17 protein-coding genes are annotated in these 17,566 nt (G+C 72.2%); all 17 read right to left on the bottom strand.

Features of this window, described 5'->3' with window-relative positions; translation table 11 throughout:
- Nucleotides 1-3: 3 nt before the first annotated feature.
- Nucleotides 4-414 carry a hypothetical protein gene (locus tag AB5J55_RS40130; protein WP_369275358.1) on the bottom strand — a complete coding sequence of 137 codons (411 nt, stop codon included), beginning with the start codon at nucleotides 412-414 and terminating at the stop codon, nucleotides 4-6.
- Between the two features lie 98 nt (nucleotides 415-512).
- Nucleotides 513-1,016, bottom strand: coding sequence for a winged helix-turn-helix transcriptional regulator (locus AB5J55_RS40125; RefSeq protein WP_369275357.1), 504 nt, complete (start codon nucleotides 1,014-1,016; stop codon nucleotides 513-515).
- A complete protein-coding gene (locus tag AB5J55_RS40120) occupies nucleotides 1,013-2,071 on the bottom strand; it encodes an LLM class flavin-dependent oxidoreductase (RefSeq protein ID WP_369275356.1) in 1,059 nt (352 codons plus the stop codon). The genes AB5J55_RS40125 and AB5J55_RS40120 overlap by 4 nt, the downstream gene beginning before the upstream one ends.
- Nucleotides 2,071-2,577 carry an SRPBCC family protein gene (locus tag AB5J55_RS40115; protein ID WP_369275355.1) on the bottom strand — a complete coding sequence of 169 codons (507 nt, stop codon included), beginning with the start codon at nucleotides 2,575-2,577 and terminating at the stop codon, nucleotides 2,071-2,073. The genes AB5J55_RS40120 and AB5J55_RS40115 overlap by 1 nt, the downstream gene beginning before the upstream one ends.
- A gap of 121 nt (nucleotides 2,578-2,698) precedes the next feature.
- Complete coding sequence (locus AB5J55_RS40110) at nucleotides 2,699-2,986, bottom strand: hypothetical protein (RefSeq protein ID WP_369275354.1); 288 nt, start codon at nucleotides 2,984-2,986, stop codon at nucleotides 2,699-2,701.
- 87 nt (nucleotides 2,987-3,073) lie between these two features.
- A complete protein-coding gene (locus AB5J55_RS40105; RefSeq protein WP_369276429.1) occupies nucleotides 3,074-4,069 on the bottom strand; it encodes a sugar kinase in 996 nt (331 codons plus the stop codon).
- 701 nt (nucleotides 4,070-4,770) lie between these two features.
- Entirely contained in the window at nucleotides 4,771-5,718 is a 948-nt protein-coding gene (locus AB5J55_RS40100; RefSeq protein WP_369275353.1) for an SMP-30/gluconolactonase/LRE family protein, read from the bottom strand.
- Nucleotides 5,715-6,347 carry a bifunctional 4-hydroxy-2-oxoglutarate aldolase/2-dehydro-3-deoxy-phosphogluconate aldolase gene (locus AB5J55_RS40095; protein ID WP_369275352.1) on the bottom strand — a complete coding sequence of 211 codons (633 nt, stop codon included), beginning with the start codon at nucleotides 6,345-6,347 and terminating at the stop codon, nucleotides 5,715-5,717. Before AB5J55_RS40095 ends, AB5J55_RS40100 begins: the two co-directional genes overlap by 4 nt.
- On the bottom strand, nucleotides 6,338-7,195 hold the full coding sequence (locus AB5J55_RS40090) for a hypothetical protein (protein WP_369275351.1): 858 nt from the start codon (nucleotides 7,193-7,195) through the stop codon (nucleotides 6,338-6,340). Before AB5J55_RS40090 ends, AB5J55_RS40095 begins: the two co-directional genes overlap by 10 nt.
- On the bottom strand, nucleotides 7,189-8,334 hold the full coding sequence (gene dgoD, locus AB5J55_RS40085) for a galactonate dehydratase (RefSeq protein ID WP_369275350.1): 1,146 nt from the start codon (nucleotides 8,332-8,334) through the stop codon (nucleotides 7,189-7,191). Before dgoD ends, AB5J55_RS40090 begins: the two co-directional genes overlap by 7 nt.
- Nucleotides 8,331-9,071 (bottom strand): FadR/GntR family transcriptional regulator, encoded by a 741-nt coding sequence (locus tag AB5J55_RS40080; RefSeq protein ID WP_369275349.1) that lies wholly within the window; start codon nucleotides 9,069-9,071, stop codon nucleotides 8,331-8,333. Before AB5J55_RS40080 ends, dgoD begins: the two co-directional genes overlap by 4 nt.
- Before the next feature lie 40 nt (nucleotides 9,072-9,111).
- Entirely contained in the window at nucleotides 9,112-9,861 is a 750-nt protein-coding gene (locus AB5J55_RS40075) for an SDR family NAD(P)-dependent oxidoreductase (RefSeq protein ID WP_369275348.1), read from the bottom strand.
- 76 nt (nucleotides 9,862-9,937) lie between these two features.
- The gene (locus AB5J55_RS40070) at nucleotides 9,938-12,010 is read right to left on the bottom strand and encodes an alpha-galactosidase (RefSeq protein WP_369275347.1); all 2,073 of its coding nucleotides are present in this window, start codon (nucleotides 12,008-12,010) and stop codon (nucleotides 9,938-9,940) included.
- A complete protein-coding gene (locus AB5J55_RS40065; RefSeq protein ID WP_369275346.1) occupies nucleotides 12,007-12,900 on the bottom strand; it encodes a carbohydrate ABC transporter permease in 894 nt (297 codons plus the stop codon). Before AB5J55_RS40065 ends, AB5J55_RS40070 begins: the two co-directional genes overlap by 4 nt.
- Nucleotides 12,900-13,835 (bottom strand): carbohydrate ABC transporter permease, encoded by a 936-nt coding sequence (locus AB5J55_RS40060; RefSeq protein WP_369275345.1) that lies wholly within the window; start codon nucleotides 13,833-13,835, stop codon nucleotides 12,900-12,902. Before AB5J55_RS40060 ends, AB5J55_RS40065 begins: the two co-directional genes overlap by 1 nt.
- A 1-nt stretch (nucleotide 13,836) precedes the next feature.
- Complete coding sequence (locus AB5J55_RS40055) at nucleotides 13,837-15,123, bottom strand: ABC transporter substrate-binding protein (RefSeq protein WP_369275344.1); 1,287 nt, start codon at nucleotides 15,121-15,123, stop codon at nucleotides 13,837-13,839.
- A gap of 76 nt (nucleotides 15,124-15,199) precedes the next feature.
- A complete protein-coding gene (locus AB5J55_RS40050) occupies nucleotides 15,200-17,308 on the bottom strand; it encodes a glycoside hydrolase family 27 protein (RefSeq protein ID WP_369275343.1) in 2,109 nt (702 codons plus the stop codon).
- Nucleotides 17,309-17,566 lie beyond the last annotated feature (258 nt).

Genomic DNA, 17,566 nt, shown 5'->3' with positions numbered 1-17,566 from the left:
CGGTCAGGGAACCAGCTTGATCGAGTTGTACGGCGTCAGCGAACCGTGGAACGCCTTCCCGGCGGGAATGGTCACGGTGCAGTTCGTGCCGTTGTAGCCGAGGCAGAGCAGTGCGCGCGCGCCGCCGGTCTGGTTGTTCCAGACGGTGTGGTCGTCGTATTCGTTCACGAAGTTGTACGTGCCGTAGTAGTAGTACCGGTGCTCGGGAACCGGGTTCCCCATGGGAATCAACGTGTCGTAGACGCAGACGTGGCCGGGCGAACAGTTGTCGACGGTGGGTCCGGGATTGTCGTCGATCCACATGGCCGCGGCAGGAGACGCACCGATCATGGTGGTGACGGCTGCTACGGCAATGGCCGCGGACACGGTGGCACCACGCAGTCCCAGACGTTCGATCCGGTTCTTGAGCGTCATTTCAAAACCCCCCAGTTTCATGAAGTGCACACGCACGAACTCGCCCGAATCTACTGGTAGTTGAGCGACTATCACAAGCCCCGCAATTACCGGTCGAATCAGCCCTTGGAGAAACGGCGCTGCACGTCGGGCCGGGACCTGAGGCGGTCCGGGTAGCCGGGGCCCATCCGCGCGGTCGTGTCGTCGGCGTGCAGCGGCTCGTGGCAGGCGGAGCACACCACCTCCGCCTGACCGTCGTGGCCGCAGGCCTCGTGGTGCAGGGTGACCGGAGGTCCCTCGGGCCCGGCGAGCCAGCGGTCGCCCCAGCTCGCCATCGCCGCGAGGACCGGGAAGAGGTCCTTGCCCTTCTCCGTCAGCAGGTACTCGTGGCGTGGCGGCTCGCTCTCGTAGAGCCGCCGCTCCAGCAGCCCCGCCTCGACCAGGCGGCGCAACCGGTCGGTGAGCGTGTTCCGGGCGATGCGCAGCTCTCCCTGGAAGTCGTCGAAGCGACGGCAGCCGTAGAACGCCTCCCGCAGTACCAGCGGGGTCCAGGCGTCCCCGACCACGTCCAGGGTTCGCGCGATGGAGCACGGCCAGTTCGCGAATGACGTCCGCGCGCTCATGTCCGCACTCCGGCCTCGTGGACCAGCTCGATCGCTCGGCCCAGGGTGTCGAGCCGGGCGGCCAGGTCCGCACCGGCCGGATACAGGCGGACGGTGTCCACGCCCGCGTCGCGCCAGACGCGCAGCCGCTCCCGGACCATGGTCTCGGTGCCGATCAACGTGGTCGCGAGGACCATCTCGTCGGTGACCAGCGCGGCCGCTCCGTCCCGGTCGCCGGCCTGCCAGCGCTGACGCACCTCTGCGGCGACCTCCGCCCAACCCTGCCTGCTGTAGGCGCGGTTGTAGAAGTTGGTGGACGCCGAGCCCATGCCGCCGAGGCTGAAGGCCAGTTCCTTCTTGCGGCCGGCCACCATGGCGCTCAGGGCTTCCTCGTCGGGAGCGAAGGCCACTTCGGCGCCCTGGCAGACGTCCAGATCCGCTCGGGCGCGCCCGCCGTGCGCCAGCCCTTCGTCCAGGTGAGCGAAGTAGGCACCCGCCGCTCCCTCGGGCACGAAGCTCGTGCCGAGCCAGCCGTCGGCGACCTCGCCGGTCAGCCGGAGCATGGCCGGTGACAGTGCGGCCAGGTACAGCGGCACGGGATGCTCCGCCCGCATCGACACTTTCATCGGTACGGCGTCGCCGCCGGGCAGCGGGATGCGGTACTCGGTGCCGGAGTGGTCGATCTTGCCGCCGGCCAGGACCTGGCGCACGATTTCCACCGTCTCGCGGACGCGCGCCAGCGGGCGGGCGAAGGGAACGCCGTGCAGTCCCTCCATCACCTGCGGTCCCGAGGGGCCGAGGCCGAGCAGGAAGCGTCCCTGGGACAGGTTGGACAGGGTGATCGCGGTCTGTGCGAGCGCGACCGGGGTGCGCGTCCCTACCTGCATCACTCCGGAGCCCAGCAGCATGCGTTCGGTGCGGGCGGCGTAGTAGCCCAGGGCGGAAGGCGCGTCCGAGCCCCATGCCTCGGCCACCCAGCAGATGTCCAGGCCCAGCTTCTCCGCCTCGACGACGAAGTCCGCCTGCCGGGTCCAGGAACCGAGCCCCGACGCCTCGACCGTGATCGCGGCCCTCATCACGCCTCCGCCAGCTTCTTGATCTGTCCCAGCGTGGCGGTCATGTTGCGCTCGAACTCACGCAGGCGTACGAACACGATCTTCTGTTCCTTGTCCGGCATCGCGTCGATCGCGAAGGACAGGCCGGAGCGCCCGGGGCCCATCTGCATCCACTCGGCCAGTTCGGTTCCGCCGTCCTTGGACTCCAGGCGGAAGCGCCAGACGGCGGAGGGGCTGGCAGGGTCCGACACGGCCCAGGTGAGGAGGTGCGGGGGCTCGCACTCGATGACATGCGAGGTGGTCTCCCACTCGCCCAGGGAGTCGTGCCTGCTCCTGCCGACGAACCGAGCGCCCACGGCGGGCCGGACCGCGCCGTCGAGCCACTGCACCGACTGAAGCTCGTCGCTCATGTCCGGCATCAGCGTCACATCGGAGACGATCGCCCACACCCGGTCCGGCGGCGCCTCCACCCACGTCCGCACTTCGACCGTGGGCGTGTCCGCATAGCGCGCGCCCGTCCAATCCACCCCGCACCAACTCCATCCCCGACGAAGGCCCGTGACCTTCAGAGTTGCGTAACGAGACTCACTGCGTCAAGAGTGCTGCGGGGCCAGGCTGCGCGCACCCTCCGCCCTGGCCCCTCGTCCCTCACGCGTCGACGTCGCCCGTCTTCTTCAGCACGGCCTGCCTCAGCCGCGTCTCGACATCGCTGCGCTGCTCGCCCTGCGCCTTCGCGTAGTCGGCAACCGCGGTCCGCACATCGCGAGCCAGGTCCCGCCAGGCCCGCCACGCCGTGTTGTACGTGGTGGTCTGCCGCGAGCTCCAGCCGCCTTCCTCATTGGGCGGCCCGTACATGCCCCGCAGCTCCTCCACGCGATGGTGCGCCTGCTCGGCCGCGCGCTGCTTCTCCACGAGCTCATCGAAAATGTTCGTCACACAAATGGAGCATAGGGAGATAAATGCCGCACCGCGCGTCGAACCGGGATCCGGCTGGGGCGGATACCCACCGGGGCATCGCCCGGCTCAGGCCGACGGCGCCACGGCGGCCCGCTCCGCCCACTCCCGCGCCGAGAGATCGAGCAGCGCTTCCATGTCCTCCGGGTCGGGCAACGGCCCGTGATCTCCCGTCACTTGAAGGGCGGAGGCGGCGGTGAGGTGGCCCAGTCGCAGGGCGCGTGCCGTGGTCCCGCCCCGCAGCAGGCCCGCGAGGAAGCCGGCCGCGAAGGCGTCGCCGGCGCCGACGGCCTCCACCACGGTCGTGCGCGGCGTCGGCACCGTGGCTGTTCCTTCGTCACTGAACGCGGTCGCGGCGTTCGCGCCGTCCTTCACGACGAGGATGCGCGGGCGCGGGAGGTACTCCCGTACGTCCCCCGGTGTCAGGTTCTCGCCCCACAGGGCCTGCGCCTCGTCCAGGCCGACGAAGACGATGTCCGCCCGGTCCGCCAGCTCGCGCAGCACCCTCGGGGCCGAGCCGTCCGGCCACAGGGCGGCGCGGTGGTTGACGTCGAAGCTCACCGCGTACGGGCGCGCGTCGCTCTCGGGGTCCAGCACCCGTGTCACCAGCCGACGGCACGGCTCGGAAAGCGCGGGCGTGATGCCGGTCAGGTGCAGCAGCGAGGCCGTGCGCAGGGGCTCGCAGTCCAGGGCCTCGGGGCCCAGGGCGGACGCGGCCGAGCCGCGCCTGTAGTAGTGCACGCGAGTCCCATCGGAGCCCGGGTCCTTCACCAGCAGGCCGGTCGGGCGGTGGGGGTCGGTGCGCACGTGCGACACATCGACGCCGGCGGCGGCCACGGTGGCGCGCACGCGCTGTCCCAGCGGGTCGTCGCCGAGCGCGGAGAGCCAGGCCACCGGGATGCCGTGGTCGGCGAGGTACATGGCGACGTTCGACTCGGCTCCCGCCACCGACAGCCGCAGGTGCGCCGCGGTCACAAGCGGGGTCGCCGGGTCGGGGGCCAGGGCCGCCATCGTCTCGCCGACGCAGACGACCGGGCCCGGGGTGGGGCGCCAGGGGGTGGTCATGGTGGACGGCTGCGCGGCAGGCGTAGGGGGTGCCTCCGGGGCGGCCGTATCGGACGGCGGCGCGGCGGTCATGCCGGATGCCTCGGCAGGTGCAGCGCCGGATGCCCCTCCGGCAGCCATACCGGACGGCTGTCCGACGGGCCCGCCGGGTGTCTCCGCGGCAGCGGCAGCGGATGGCAGCCCGACCGTCATGCCGGACGCCTCGGCAGGTGCAGCGCCGGATGCCCCTCCGGCAGCCATACCGGACGGCTGTCCGACGGGCCCGCCGGGTGTCTCCTCGGCAGCGGCAGCGGATGGCAGCCCGACCGTCATGCCGGATGCCTCGGCAGGTGCAGCGCCGGATGCCCCTCCGGCAGCCCTACCGGACGGCCGCGCGGCGGACACGGCCGGCCCCCGACCGAACGGCCGCCCGACGGGCACGCCGGATGCCTCCGTGGCACCTCCAGCGGACGGCCGAACCCCGGCCGTACCGGATGCCTCAGCAGCTACGGCCCCGGATGCTTCCATGGCTCCCACACCGAACGGCAGCCCGACGGGCCCGCCGGATGTCTCCGCGGCAGCGGCAGCGGCAGCGCATGCCGTACCGGACGGCCGCGCGGCGGTCATGGCTCCCACACCGAACGGCAGCCCGACGGGCCCGCCGGATGTCTCCGCGGCAGCGGCAGCGGCAGCGCATGCCGTACCGGACGGCCGCGCGGCGGTCACGGCTGGTCCCCGACGGCGGTGGGACTTGAGGGATCTCCGGCGATAGTCGCGCTCGCCCGATCCCAGGTGGTCGCAGCATGCCGGGCGATGTCCGGCCGAACCGCGGGCGTCGGCGTGCCCGGTACGTCCACGTGGGCGGTGAACAGGGCCCCGTCGTCCGGGCCCGGTGCGGGCAGGCCCACGTGGGCGGTCGTGATGTGCAGGACGTCGTGGGCGAGGCACAGGCCGGCCGGCTGCCGTGCAGGCAACCGCAAGGTGCGGTCGAGTGTGCCGTCGGGGAGATGGCGCCGGACGGTGCCGGTGCCCCAGACGGCGATCCACACGGCGCCCTCGACGTCGACCGCCATGCCGTCGGGGCTGCCCTCGCCGATCGTCACGAAATCCTGGGGTGCGCCGAGGGCCGCAGTGACGGGGTCCACGGCATAGCGCCGGACCACGCCCCGCGCACTGTCGGCCAGATACATGACGCTGCCGTCCGGGGTGAACGCCGGTCCGTTGGGGACCGTGATGCCCTCCAGCACCCGTACGACCGCGCCGTCCCGGTCGAGGCGGTACAGCGAACCGGCGCCCTCCTCGGCGTCGTAGGCCATGCTGCCGGCCCAGAAGCGGCCGAACGGGTCGGCGACGGCGTCGTTCATGCGCATGGGGGTCCGAGCGCTGTCCTCCGGCCGGGCCAGCCAGTCGACCTGGCCGTCGGGGTGGAGGAGGCAGATGCCCGTGCCCGCGGCGGCGATCCAGGTGCCGACGTGACCGGCCAGGGGTGCCACGGCGCCCAGCGGGACGGGGAGTCGGGCCACCGTGTGCAGGGGTGCCGTGGGGTCCTCGGGGGCCGACAGGAGGCGGCCGGCGAGGATGTCGACGAGGACGATGCCGGAGCCGGTCCAGCGGATGCCCTCGCCCAGTTCGAGGCGGTCGGGGCGGGTGGGACGCAGGTCTGCCGTCACCGCGTCGCCTCTTCCACGACCTTGCGGAAGGCGCGGGCGCGCTCCCTGAGGGCGGTGATGCTGCCGCCGTCGGCCGCGTCGCCGACGAGGGGTGAGCCGACGCCGACCGCTATGGCCCCGGCCGCGAGGCAGGCGCGGGCGACGGCCTCGTCGACTCCGCCCACCGGGACGAACGCGGCGTCGGGGAACGGGCCGCGCAGGGCCTTCAGATAGGCCGCTCCCCCGGCCTCGGCGACCGGGAAGACCTTCAGCGCGGCCACTGCCACGGCCTGGGCCGCGATGATCTCGGTCGGGGTCAGCACCCCGGCAAGGACCGGTATGCCCAGCTCCCGCGCCGCGCCGACGCCGTCGCCGAGTCCCGGCGTGACGGCGAAGTCGGCTCCGGCGCTGTGGGCGGCGCGGGCGTCCTCGGCGGTCAGGACGGTGCCCGCGCCGAGGGGTCGGTCCGGGCCGAGCGTGGTCCGGGCGCGTTCGATGACGGAGAGGGCGCCCGGGGCGGCGAGTGAGACCTCGATCAGTTCGACGCCCTCCTCGGCCAGGGCCAGCACGGTGCGCAGGGCGGCATCGGGGTCGCCGCCCCGCACTATCGCGACCAGGCGGTGGGTGGCCAGCGCGGCGATCAGGTCCACGGACGGTGCTCCTTCGGTGCGGGGGTCGAGGGGCAGCGGCAGGCCCCGGTGAGCACGAGACGCCAGCGGACCTCGCCGGACGCCGGTACCCGCGCGGCGTCGTCGGGGCCGGCGTCGGCGAGGTCGAAGACGCGGCCGAGCATGGGCTCCACGCCCGTGCTCCGGTACGGGTGCGGCTGGGGGTAGCCGGCGAGGTTGCGCCACAGGGCGATCGACACGGGTTGTCCGTCCGCCGCCAGTTCCAGGGCGAGCCGGTCGCGGTGGTCGTGGACGCAGCATCGCGCCGAGTCGACGACCGCCCCGACCGCGGTGCCGTCGTCGGGTCCGAGCCGGTCGAGGGGCAGTCCGTGGGGCGCGGGCCAGCCGCCGGTGATCCAGGGTGCCCCGGCGGGCCAGGTCCGGGCCATGAGAGGGGCGGCCTCGGGGAACAGGCGGGTGGCCGCGCCGGCCGGCATGCGCAGGGTGGCCTGCGGCGAGAGGTCGAGCAGGGCGTGCGCGGCCCAGACGAAGCGGAAGCCGGGCCGGGCGGTGAGGGTGTAATCGACCTGGGTGCCGTCGGACGCTTCGCGGATGGACCGTGCGAGGGCGAAGGACTCGCACTCGACGTGTTCGGTGTCGCCGGTGCGGGTCCAGGGGCGTGACCAGGCGTCGCCGTGATCGGGGAGGCCTCGGACGGTGGGGATGCACTCCTCGAGGCCGCCCGCGTCCACGAACGCAGCACCCGGTACGACCTTGTCCCGTTCCGGCGTCGAACGGTGCCAGAGCCATTCACGGCCCGCCGAACGCAGGGACGTCCAGCGGCCGCCGTGCGCGGGGTCGGTGGTGATGGCCGGCACGGTCGTCACCATTCGGCGAAGGAGCCGTCGGCGTGCCGCCAGAGGGGGTTGCGCCAGGCGTGTCCGGTGCGGTCTGCCGCACGTACGGCCGCCTCGTCGATGGTGATGCCCAGGCCCGGGGCGTCGTTCAGCGGTGCGTGGCCGGCCACGAAACGGAACGGAGCGGGGTCGGCGAGGTAGGACAGCAGGTCGGCGTCCTTGTTGTAGTGGATGCCGCGGCTCTGTTCCTGGATCAGGAAGTTGGGGGTGGCGAAGGCGACTTGGAGGCTGGCGGCCAGCGCGATCGGGCCGAGCGGGCAGTGCGGGGCGAGCTGGGCGCCGTAGGTGTCGGCGAGGGAGGCGATGCGGTGGACCTCGGAGATGCCGCCGGCGTGGGACAGGTCGGGCTGGGCGACGGCGATGCCAGCGGTGAGGGCGGGCAGGAACTCGGCGCGGGAGTAGAGGCGTTCGCCGGTGGCGAGGGGGATCGGGGTCGCCGCGACCAGGCCGGGCAGCAGATGGCCGTGTTCGGGGACGACGGGTTCCTCGACGAACAGCGGGTGCAGCGGGGCGAGTTCGGCCAGGACCCGGCGGGCGCTCGCGGCGGTGAAGCGGCCGTGGAAGTCGACGGCGACGTCGCGGTCGGGGCCGAGTGCCTCGCGGGCGGCGGCCACCCGGGCGACCACCGCCGCGGTCTCGGCCGCGGTGCCGATCGCCGAGGTGGCGCCGGCGCCGTTCATCTTGACCGCGGTGAAACCGGCCTCGACCTGGGCGGCTATCTGTTCGGTGAGCTCGGCGGGTTCGTCGCCGCCGACCCAGGCGTAGACGCGGACGCGGTCGCGCACGGGGCCGCCCAGCAGGGCGTGCACGGGGGCTCCGTACGTCTTGCCGGCGATGTCCCACAGGGCCTGGTCGAGGCCGGCGACGGCGCTGGACAGGACGGGGCCTCCGCGGTAGAAGCCCCCCTTGGTGAGGACCTGCCAGTGGTCCTGGATGCGCAGCGGGTCCTGGCCGACGAGGTACTCGGCGAGGACGTCCACCGCGGCGCGGACCACCTCGGCCCGTCCCTCGACGACGGGTTCGCCCCAGCCGACCACGCCGTCGTCGGTCTCGATCCGGCAGAACAGCCAGCGCGGCGGGACCAGGAAGGTTTCTATCCGGGTGATCTTCACTTACCGCCGTTGCCTTTCGTGTCGTCGGGTCCGTCGATCCGGTCCAGGTCGCGTCCGGCCTGGACGAGCAGGGCCCGCATCGCCGCCTCCGCGGCCTGCGGGTCCTGGTCGCGCACGGCGTCCAGGACGGCCCGGTGGGCCGGTACGGGGTCCTCGCTGTGCGGGTGGCTGTGCACGATGCGGTCGCGGTGGGCGAGGCCGGGCTCGATGACCATCTCCATGCGCTGGAGCAGCTCGTTGTGGGTGGCGCAGAGCAGGGCGCGGTGGAAGGCCAGGTCGGCCTCCACGGCCTGCCCCGGGTCGGAGCCCTGCTCGCCCATCGCCCCCAGCGCCGCGTCCAGGGCCGCCAGGTCGGCGTCGGTACGGCGTTCGGCGGCGAGGCGTACGGCGGCCGGTTCGACGATGGCGCGTACTTCGGCGAGGTCGGCCAGCAGCGTCCGGTCGGCGTCGGTGGCGGCGTCGGCGCCCTCGAACTGCCAGCGCAGTACGTCGGCGTCGAGGAGGTTCCAGTCGGCGCGGGCTCTGACGAACGTGCCGCGTTTCTGGCGGGCGTCGACCATCCCCTTGGCGGCGAGGACCTTCAGGGACTCGCGCAGGGCGGTGAGACTGACGTCCAACTCGCTCTGCAGCGCCACCAGGTCGAGCGTGGCTCCCTCGGGGATCCGGCCGCCCAGGATGCGGCGGGCGAGGGCCTCCACTGTCTGGCCGTGCACGCCGCGGCGGGCGTAGGGCGTCATGTCGTACAGCCTTTCTGCTGGGGAGGGGGGACGGCGGCGGTCATGCGGACGCCTTCACGACGCTCCAGCCGCCGTCCACGACGAGGCTCGTGCCGGTGATGTAGGCGGCTTCGTCGGCGCTCAGGAAGGCGATGGCGGCGGCCACCTCCTCGGGGGTGCCGAAGCGGCGGGCGGCCGTCTCGGCGACGCTGCGTTCACGGTCCTCGGGCGGCACCCGGTCCCAGGCGGCGGTGAGGATGGGGCCCGGCAGGACGGCGTTGACGCGGACGTCGGGCCCGTACTCGACGGCGAGCTGCCCGCACAGGGACAGCAGCGCGCCTTTGGACGCGGCGTAGGCGGGGTGGCCGGGAATGCCCACGCGGGCGTGCACGGACGAGGTCAGCACGGTCGCCCCGCGCCGGGCCCGCAGATCGGGCAGCACCGCCCGGAAGCCGAGGAAGCTCGCGGTGAGATTGACGGAGAGCTGCCGCTGCCACGACTCCAGGGTCATCTCGTGGGCCGGCACGACGTCGACGGTGTAGGCGTTGCCGACGAGGACGTCCACGGGTCCGAAGTCGTGGGCGGCGGCCACGATCCGCCGCCAGTCGTCCTCCGCCGCCACGTCGGCCCGCACGAACCGGGCCCGGCCGCCGTCCTTCGCGATCAGTTCGGCGACCGCCGCACCGCGTTCCTGCGACAGGTCGGCGAGGACCACGGCGGCTCCCTCCGCCGCGAGGCGTACGGCGGTGGCGGCGCCGATTCCGGAGGCCGCACCGGTGACGACGGCCGTGCGGCCGGTGAAGCGGTCCATCGTGGGTCGACTCCTTCGCGAGCGTGCTGCGTGTGCTCCGTGAGCGGGGGCGGGCCGTGCGGGAAACATATGCGGCTCACTGACGTGTCAGTACCACGAGGTCCGCGTCATGATCGGCACTCCAGGCGAACGGCAGCCCGTAGTGCAGCAGATGGGCGCCGCTGTACGTCGTCCCGGTGGCGGTGTCCCGATAGCGGGCGGTCGGCTCCAGTGCCCGCAGCCGGAGCCGGTCGGGGCGGCCGGGCACGAGGGGCGAGCCGTCGAGCCGTCCGGTGCCGAGCGCGGCGACGACCGTGCTGTCCCCCGCGTCGTACTGGACCCCGCAGGTGGTGTCGGCCGGAGAGCCGAGCAGCCGGGCCTCGCCGTGGTGGATGACCTCGCGCAGATCCTTGTAGCGGGCGATCCACCGCGCGGCCTCGACCCGCTGCTCCGGAGTCCATGCGCGCAGGTCCGCGCCGATGCCCAGGGCTCCGCACATGGCGTTCACGAAGCGGAAGGCGAGGCTGCGCGGGCGCGGGTCGAAGACGCCGGGCGCGTCAGTGACCCAGGAGCTCATGACGTGCGGGGCGTGGGCGTGCAGGAAGCCGTACTGGATGGAGAGCCGGTCCAGCGGGGCGGTGTTGTCGCTGGGCCAGACGACGTCGGTGCGGGCCAGTGTGGAGTGGTCGACGCGAGCGCCACCGCCGGCGCAGCCTTCGACGGTGACGTGGGGGTGGGTGGTGCGCAGGTGGTCGAGGACGCGCAGGTAGCCGTGGACGTGCTCGGCGTCCAGGTCGAGGCGGTCGGCGGGCCCGGCGCCGGGGCGGCCGCGTTCGGTGGGCGGGCGGTTCATGTCCCACTTCAGATAGCTGATGTCGTATGTGCCGAGGAGCCGGTCCAGGGTGCCGATCACGAAGTCCTGGACGTCGGTGCGGCCGAGGTCGAGCAGGAGTTGGTTGCGGATCAGGCGGGCGGGCCGGCCGTCGATGCGGTAGACCCAGTCGGGGTGTTCGGTGTGGAGGCGGCTGCCGGGGCTGACCGCCTCGGGTTCGACCCACAGGCCGAAGTCGAGGCCCAGGCCGCGCACCTCGTCGACGAACCGGTCGAAGCCCTGGGGGAAGGCGGCCGGGTCCGGGTACCAGTCGCCGAGCCCACCGGTGTCGTCGCTGCGGCCGGTGAACCACCCGTCGTCGACGACGAACAGTTCGGCTCCGATGTCCGCCGCAGCCTTCGCCAGTTCCAGCTGTCCGGCGGCGTCGACGTCGAAGCCGGTGGCCTCCCAGGAGTTGTAGAGGACCTTGCGGGGCCGGTGCAGCCGGCCGCCCGCGAGGTGGCGTTCGTAGCGGTGCCAGACACGGGACAGCCCGTCGAGTCCGTCGGGGCTGAAGGCGCAGGCGAGGCGGGGAGTGACGAGGGTGTCCCCGGGCGCGAGGAGGACGGCCCCCTCGTGGGGCACCCGTCCGGCGCGCACGCGCACCGAGCCGCCCGGTTCGGCCTCGGCGGTGATGTGCCAGTTGCCCGGCCAGTCGAGTGCGATGCCGTACGTGGCCTGCGCGTCCCCGTCCTGCACGGCGAGCCAGGGCGCGTACGCGTGTCCGGGCGCGCCCTGGAGGCTGCCCATCGTGAACGTCCCTCTGGGCAGGTCGAGTCGGGTGCGCTGGAACTCCTGCGACCACTGGCCGGTGAGGTAGGTGAGCCGGGCCGCGTCGGTCACCGGGATGTTCACGGCGCCGGAGTCGAACCGCTCCAGGCGCAGTTCCTCCCTGCCGGTGTGCTCGGTCCAGCGGAGGATCACGTCCGTGCCCGGCACGGTCTCGTAGCACAGGACCGTGCGCAGGCCGAGCACCTCGTCGGTGAAGGCGAGCCGCAGCGTCCCCTGCCCTTCCTCCGCTCCCTCGAAGTCCCACCACACGCCCCGCTCCTCGCCCGGGCGTGCCGCGATGAGGTCGGCGCCGGTGAACGGCCGTAGTCCGTGCGGCAGATACTCGGCGGGGGCCGCGTCGGCGGGCGTGATGAAGTGCGTACGCGTGGAGCGGTCGAGGGCGCAGGGGCCGTGCTCGACGCCGAGCGGGCCCCAGGCGTCGAGTTCGGCCCACGGGCCCTGCGGAGAGAGGCGGACGGTGTAGCTGGTGTGCTCGGTGCGCAGGGTCCAGCGCCGGTGCGAGGTCACTTCACCGCTCCCAGGTTGAGGCCGGCCACGAAGTGCCGCTGGAACCGCAGGAACACGGCGACGGTGGGCGCGGCCGCGATGACGGAGCCGGCGGCGATCACGTTCCACATCGACACGTACTGGCCCTGGAGTCCGATGAGGGCGGCGGTGATCGGCATCTTGGTGTCGCTGCGCAGCACGGTGATGGCCCACAGCAGGTCGTTGAAGATCCACGTGAACGACAGGGCGCTCAGCGCGGCGAGCGCGGGCCGGGTCAGCGGCAGGATGATCCGCCAGAAGATCTGCCAGGGTCCGGCGCCGTCCACGACCGCGGCCTGCTGGATCTCGGCCGGTATCGCCCGCATGAAGCCGTGCAGGACGAAGACGTAGAAGCCGACACCGAAGCCGATCTGCACGCCGATGAGCGCGGTCAGGGTGTCGTGGACGCCCATCAGCTCGCTCAGCTTGGAGACCGGGATGAGCAGGATCTGCGGCGGGAGCAGGTTGCCGCCGAGCATGAGCAGCAACAGGGAGCGGCGCAGGGGCAGTTCGTAGCGGCTGAGGGCGAACGCGGCCATGGCCGCCAGGGCCAGGGTCACCAGGACGCACGGGACGGTCACGAGCAGGCTGTTGATCAGGGCTCGCTGCTGTCCGCCGTCGACCCAGGCAAGCCGGAAGTTGTCGAGGGTGAAGGAGCGGGGCCAACTGCCCAGGCCGTGCGCGGCGATGTCGTCGAAGGAGCGCAGGCTGGTCACCAGCACCAGGGCGATGGGCAGCAGCCACAGTACCGCGAGCGCACCGGCGCCGAGATGGAATCCCGCGGTGGCGGTACGGCGGCGGCGCAACGCCGCGGAGCCGGCGGAGGTGCGTGTGGCCGGGGTACGGGTGGCGTCGGTACGGGTGGTCGCCATCAGTCGGCCTCCCGGAAGGCGCGCACGAGATAGGAGGCGATGACGCCGAAGGCCAGCAGGAAGATGACGACGGCCAGGGCGGAGCCGTATCCGAGGCGCAGGGACTGGAAGGCGGTCGAGTACATGTAGGTGCTCAGCAGTTCGGACGAGTGGTAGGGGCCGCCGCGGGTCAGCGACCACACGACGTCGAAGGAGCGCAGCGAGTCGATGATGATGACGGACAGAACGACCGCGTTGACGCTGCGCAGCTGTGGCAGGGTGACATGCCGGAAGCGCTGCCAGGCGCTCGCACCGTCGACCTTGGCGGCCTCGTACAGCGCCGGGTCGATGCCCTTGAGCCCGGCGAGGTAGAGGACCATCACGTAGCCGATCTGCCGCCACAGCGCGGGCACGATGACCGCGTACAGGGCGGTGTCCTGGTCGGCGAGCCAGGCGTGCCGCAGGCTGCCGAGGCCCACCGACTCGAGGAGTTGGTTGAGGACGCCGTCGGGCTGGTAGATGGCCTGCCAGACCAGGGCGGTGGCGACCAGGGAGAACACGACGGGCAGGAAGAGCGCGGCGCGGTAGAAGCCGATGCCCCGCCGCTCCTGCTGGAGCAGCATCGCTGCGGCGAGGCCCAGCAGGGCGGAGAGGCCGCCGAACAGCACCAGCCACAGCACGGTGTGCCCGACCGCGCCGCGGAAGATGTCGTCGCCCGCCATCTCCCGGAAGTTGTCCAGGCCGACGAACCTCGGTGCCGACACGCCGTCCCAGCTGGTCAGGGCGAGGTAGAAGCCCTGCAGCGCGGGCCAGAACACCCACACCGCCTCGGCGAGCAGCGGGACGAGGACGAAGGCGACCACCAGCGGGGGTGTGCGCCTCGGTCCCCGGCCCCGGCCGCCACGGGACGGCGCCGGGACCGGGAGCTTGCGGTGGGGGGCGGTCAGGACGGCCATGTCAGACGTTCCAGATCTTCTGGGCGTCGCGCTGCCAGTCGGTGAGAATGCTCCCGATCTCCTTGGGCTTGGCGAGGAACTTGGTCAGCGCGGTGTCGGCGGTGGGCTGGAGGGCGTCGCTGGAGTCGCGGTTGAAGAACTGGGTGATCTCGGCCGCCTCCTCGATGTGCTTGCGGCCCTTCTTCACCAGCGCGGTACCGGCGTCGGCGGCGTCGGGGTGGCAGGGCAGGGCGGTGCCGGACGATCCCTTGATGTAGATCTCCTGCGCCTCGGCGGTGGCGAGGTAGCCCAGCAGATCGAGCACCCCGTCGCGGCGGCCGGTGCGGGCGCTGGCGAAGTAGCCGTCGGTGGGGGCCTCTTCGGCTGGCGGGACCTTCGCGTCGATGACCGGGAAGCGGAAGAAGTCGATGTCGTCGAGGGCGTCCTTGGGAGCTGCGTCGGCGAAGAAGGTGCCGATCAGCATCATGCCGCTGCGGCCGTTCAGCAGCGCGGTCGTGGCGTCCTGGAAGGCACCCGCGGTGCCGTTCGGGTCGAAGTACGGCAGCACTTCCTGCCAGCGGTCGAAGACCCTGCGGACCTCGGGGTCGTCGAACCGGTGCTGTCCGGCGAGCAGTTGGCGGTGGTAGTCGGCGCCGTTGATGCGGATGTCGAGGTAGTCGAACCAGGCGGAGGCCACCCAGGCGGTGTTGCCGCCGGCGCCCAGCCCGATCGGGGCGACGCCCTTGCTCTTGAGCTTGTCGCACAGGTCGAGGAAGTCGTCCCAGGTCTTCGGCTCGCTCACCCCCCACTTGGCGAAGTTGGACTTCCGGTAGAACATGCCCCACCAGTAGTAGGTGGTGGGGACGAAGACCTTCTTGCCGGAGCCGGCGGTGCACAGTGACTTCAGTGCCTTGGAGTAGCCCTTGAGGTCGGGCGACTCCCAGAGCTCGCCGAGGTCGAGCAGCAGGTCCTTCTTCGCGTAGGCGTCCGCCACCGAGCCCGGGTACCAGGTGTACACGTCCGGCGGGTTGGCGGAGGTCAGGTACGTCGGCAGCTGGGTGCGGAAGGTCTCCGCCGCGACCGTGTTGAGGCTGACGCTCCCGGCGCCCTTCTTGCCGTAGGCGGCGACGATGTCCTCCATCGCCGCCTTGGCCTGCGGTGCGGACAGGTTGGACTGGAGGGTGACCGCGCCCGTGGACGAGGACTTCGAGGAGGAGGTGGACGTGACACAGCCGCTGAGCAGCGAGGCCGTTCCGGCGGCGCCGAGTCCGGCGAGGAAGCGCCGTCGGCTGGGCTGAGGGTTGGTCATGGAGGGCTCCCTGTGGGTCCGCACGGCGGATCCAGGTTCGCGTGGCGCTTCCACCACGTCAAGATTAATTACTAATTTATTTGAACTGGGTCCGGTGGACGTACCCGTCGACCCCGCGGAACACGGCGTCGATCACACCGCCCTCCCCCGCGACCGCCCCGAGCGAGCCCTCGAAGGCGGCGCTGGGGAACTCCTCCCGCTTCGACCAGCCCTGCCATGCCGCACCGTCGTACCGGCGCTGCCAGAGCGTGTAGTCACCGGCCCGCGCGTACAGCACCACGGAGTCCCCCACGGCGACGAGCGTCGGACTGCCGCTCACGGTCCCGCCGAGCGAAGTCCACTCCGACCACTCCCCCGAGGCGTCCCGCACCCTTGTCCCCACGTCGTCCGCCGAGGTCCGCACGGCGACCTGGACCCGCCCCTGCGCGTCGACGACGGCGGACGGCCTGCCGTACGTCGGCCGGTCACCCGGCGCACCCAGCGACGACCAGCCGGAAGACGGCCCGCGCTGCACGATCCGCCCGTCCGCCCCGCGCGCGACGAGCGTCCAGTTCGCGGGGTCGGTGAACGCCACCGACGGCGCGTCGGTCACCCGCCCGCCCAGGCTCTGCCAGCCACCCCAACGTCCGTCGGCGAACACCCGCCGGTACACACGGGAGTCGGCGCCGCGCACGAAGACGTCGATACGGCCGCCGGCGGACGCGTAGGCGGCGGGCTGGCCCAGGATCCCGCCCCTGGCCGGGCCTCCGAGGTCCCTCGCACGCGGGGTGCCGCCGCCGTTCGTCGACGCCGAGTGCTGCACGAGGTTCCCGCGGGGTCCGCGGTAGAAGGTGGTCAACGTGTCGCCGTCGCGCACCACGGCCGGGCTCGCGGTGGCCTTCTCACCCAGGCTGGTGCCGGGCAGGGCGTCCGCGCCGGTCAGCTTCAGGAACGCGGTGCCGTGGGCGGGGACCTCGACGGTGTACGACCCGGTGTGCGTGCCGCGATCGGCGCGCGCCCGCAGGTCGCGTACCTTGACCGCGCCGCCCAGCGCCGCGTCGGCGAAGTCCACGGTGCGCTGGACCGGCTTGTCGGAGCGGTTGAGGAGAACGACCGCGCGGCGGCCCTGCCCCGAGAGGACCTTGCTGTAGACGTCGCCGACGGAGTCGGTGGCCACGCGGACGCCCTGGACGGCGAGCGGGTCCTGGTTCACGGCGATGATCTCGGGGTTGCGCAGGGTTTTGATCATCGACTCGGACAGGGTGCGCGGGTCGGAGCCGAGGACGAGCGGCGAGGCCATCTCGGCCCACATCACGAACTGGGTGGTGGACTCCTCCTGCGTCAGCTCGTACGACCCGTCGCTCATGCGGCGCATCGGGATGAGGTAGTCGGGGTCGTTGTAGTGGCCGGGCCCCTGAGCCTCGGGGTGCCAGGCGTTGGCGTCCATGTTGCGCAGCACGTTGGGCCACTGGCCCGGGCTGGGCGTACCCCAGGCGATGTCGGTCCCGGTGCGCCAGGAGTCCGCGATGGTCGGGGCGTAGGCGTAGGTGTTGTGCGCGTCCTGCTCGGGTGTGTGCGGCAGGCCCCAGTCGTCGGTGAGCGGGTTGCACAGGTTGAGCAGCATCCTGCGGCCGGACTTGGCGACGGCGTCGCTGAACTCCTTGAACGCGGGCCCGGGATCGAGCTTCGCACCGATTCCGCACAGGAAGTCGACCTTGATCGCGTCGACCTTCCAGTCGGCGAACTGCCGCGCGTCCTGGTCGTAGTGGCCGCGGCTGCCGAGCCCGCAGGTCTTGCCGCCGTCGTAGGCGCCGGCGTCGGTGTAGATGCCGGCTTTCAGTCCGCGCCGGTGGAGGTAGGAGACCAGGGCCGGGATGCCGGACGGGAAGCGGTCGGGGTGGGCCGTCAACCGCCCCTGCGCGTCACGGGGGTTGTCGGCCTGCCAGCCGCCGTCCAGCCACACGATGTCGTAGCCGCTGTCGCGCAGTCCGCTGCTGACGAGCTTGTCGGCGACGGCCCGGACCTCCTTCTCGGTGGGCGCGCCGAGCCCGTAGTAGGTGTTCCAGCCCATGTATGGCGTGGGGGCGAGACCGCTGTCGTAGTAGTCGGGCGCGCCCTGGTCCACGGTGGTGTGAGCGGTGGCGGTGGGGGCCGCCGACGCGGTCAGGACCACGGAGATCGCGGTCGCGAGAGCGAGTGAAGTCACGTGCCTCTCCCGGAGGTTGGGAAACAGGAGGAGGTGTGACGCGGGCCGCGCCGGAGGCCGGGGCCGTCGGCGTCACGGCGATGACTGTGGCGCGCGGCCGGAACCCTGTCAATATTAATTACTAATTTACAGAAACAAGGATCCGGCCCTGCCGGAAGTCTTGACGGGCCGACGCCCGCGGTGCAGGGTTTGGCAACGTTGTCAGGCATCGCTCGACAACGTTGTCACACCCGCTTCCAGGTCGCCTCCTTCACCGGA

Origin of the sequence: Streptomyces sp. R11 (assembly GCF_041051905.1) — a bacterium.
GTDB lineage: Bacteria > Actinomycetota > Actinomycetes > Streptomycetales > Streptomycetaceae > Streptomyces.
This window is presented reverse-complemented; position numbering and strand designations above follow the sequence as displayed.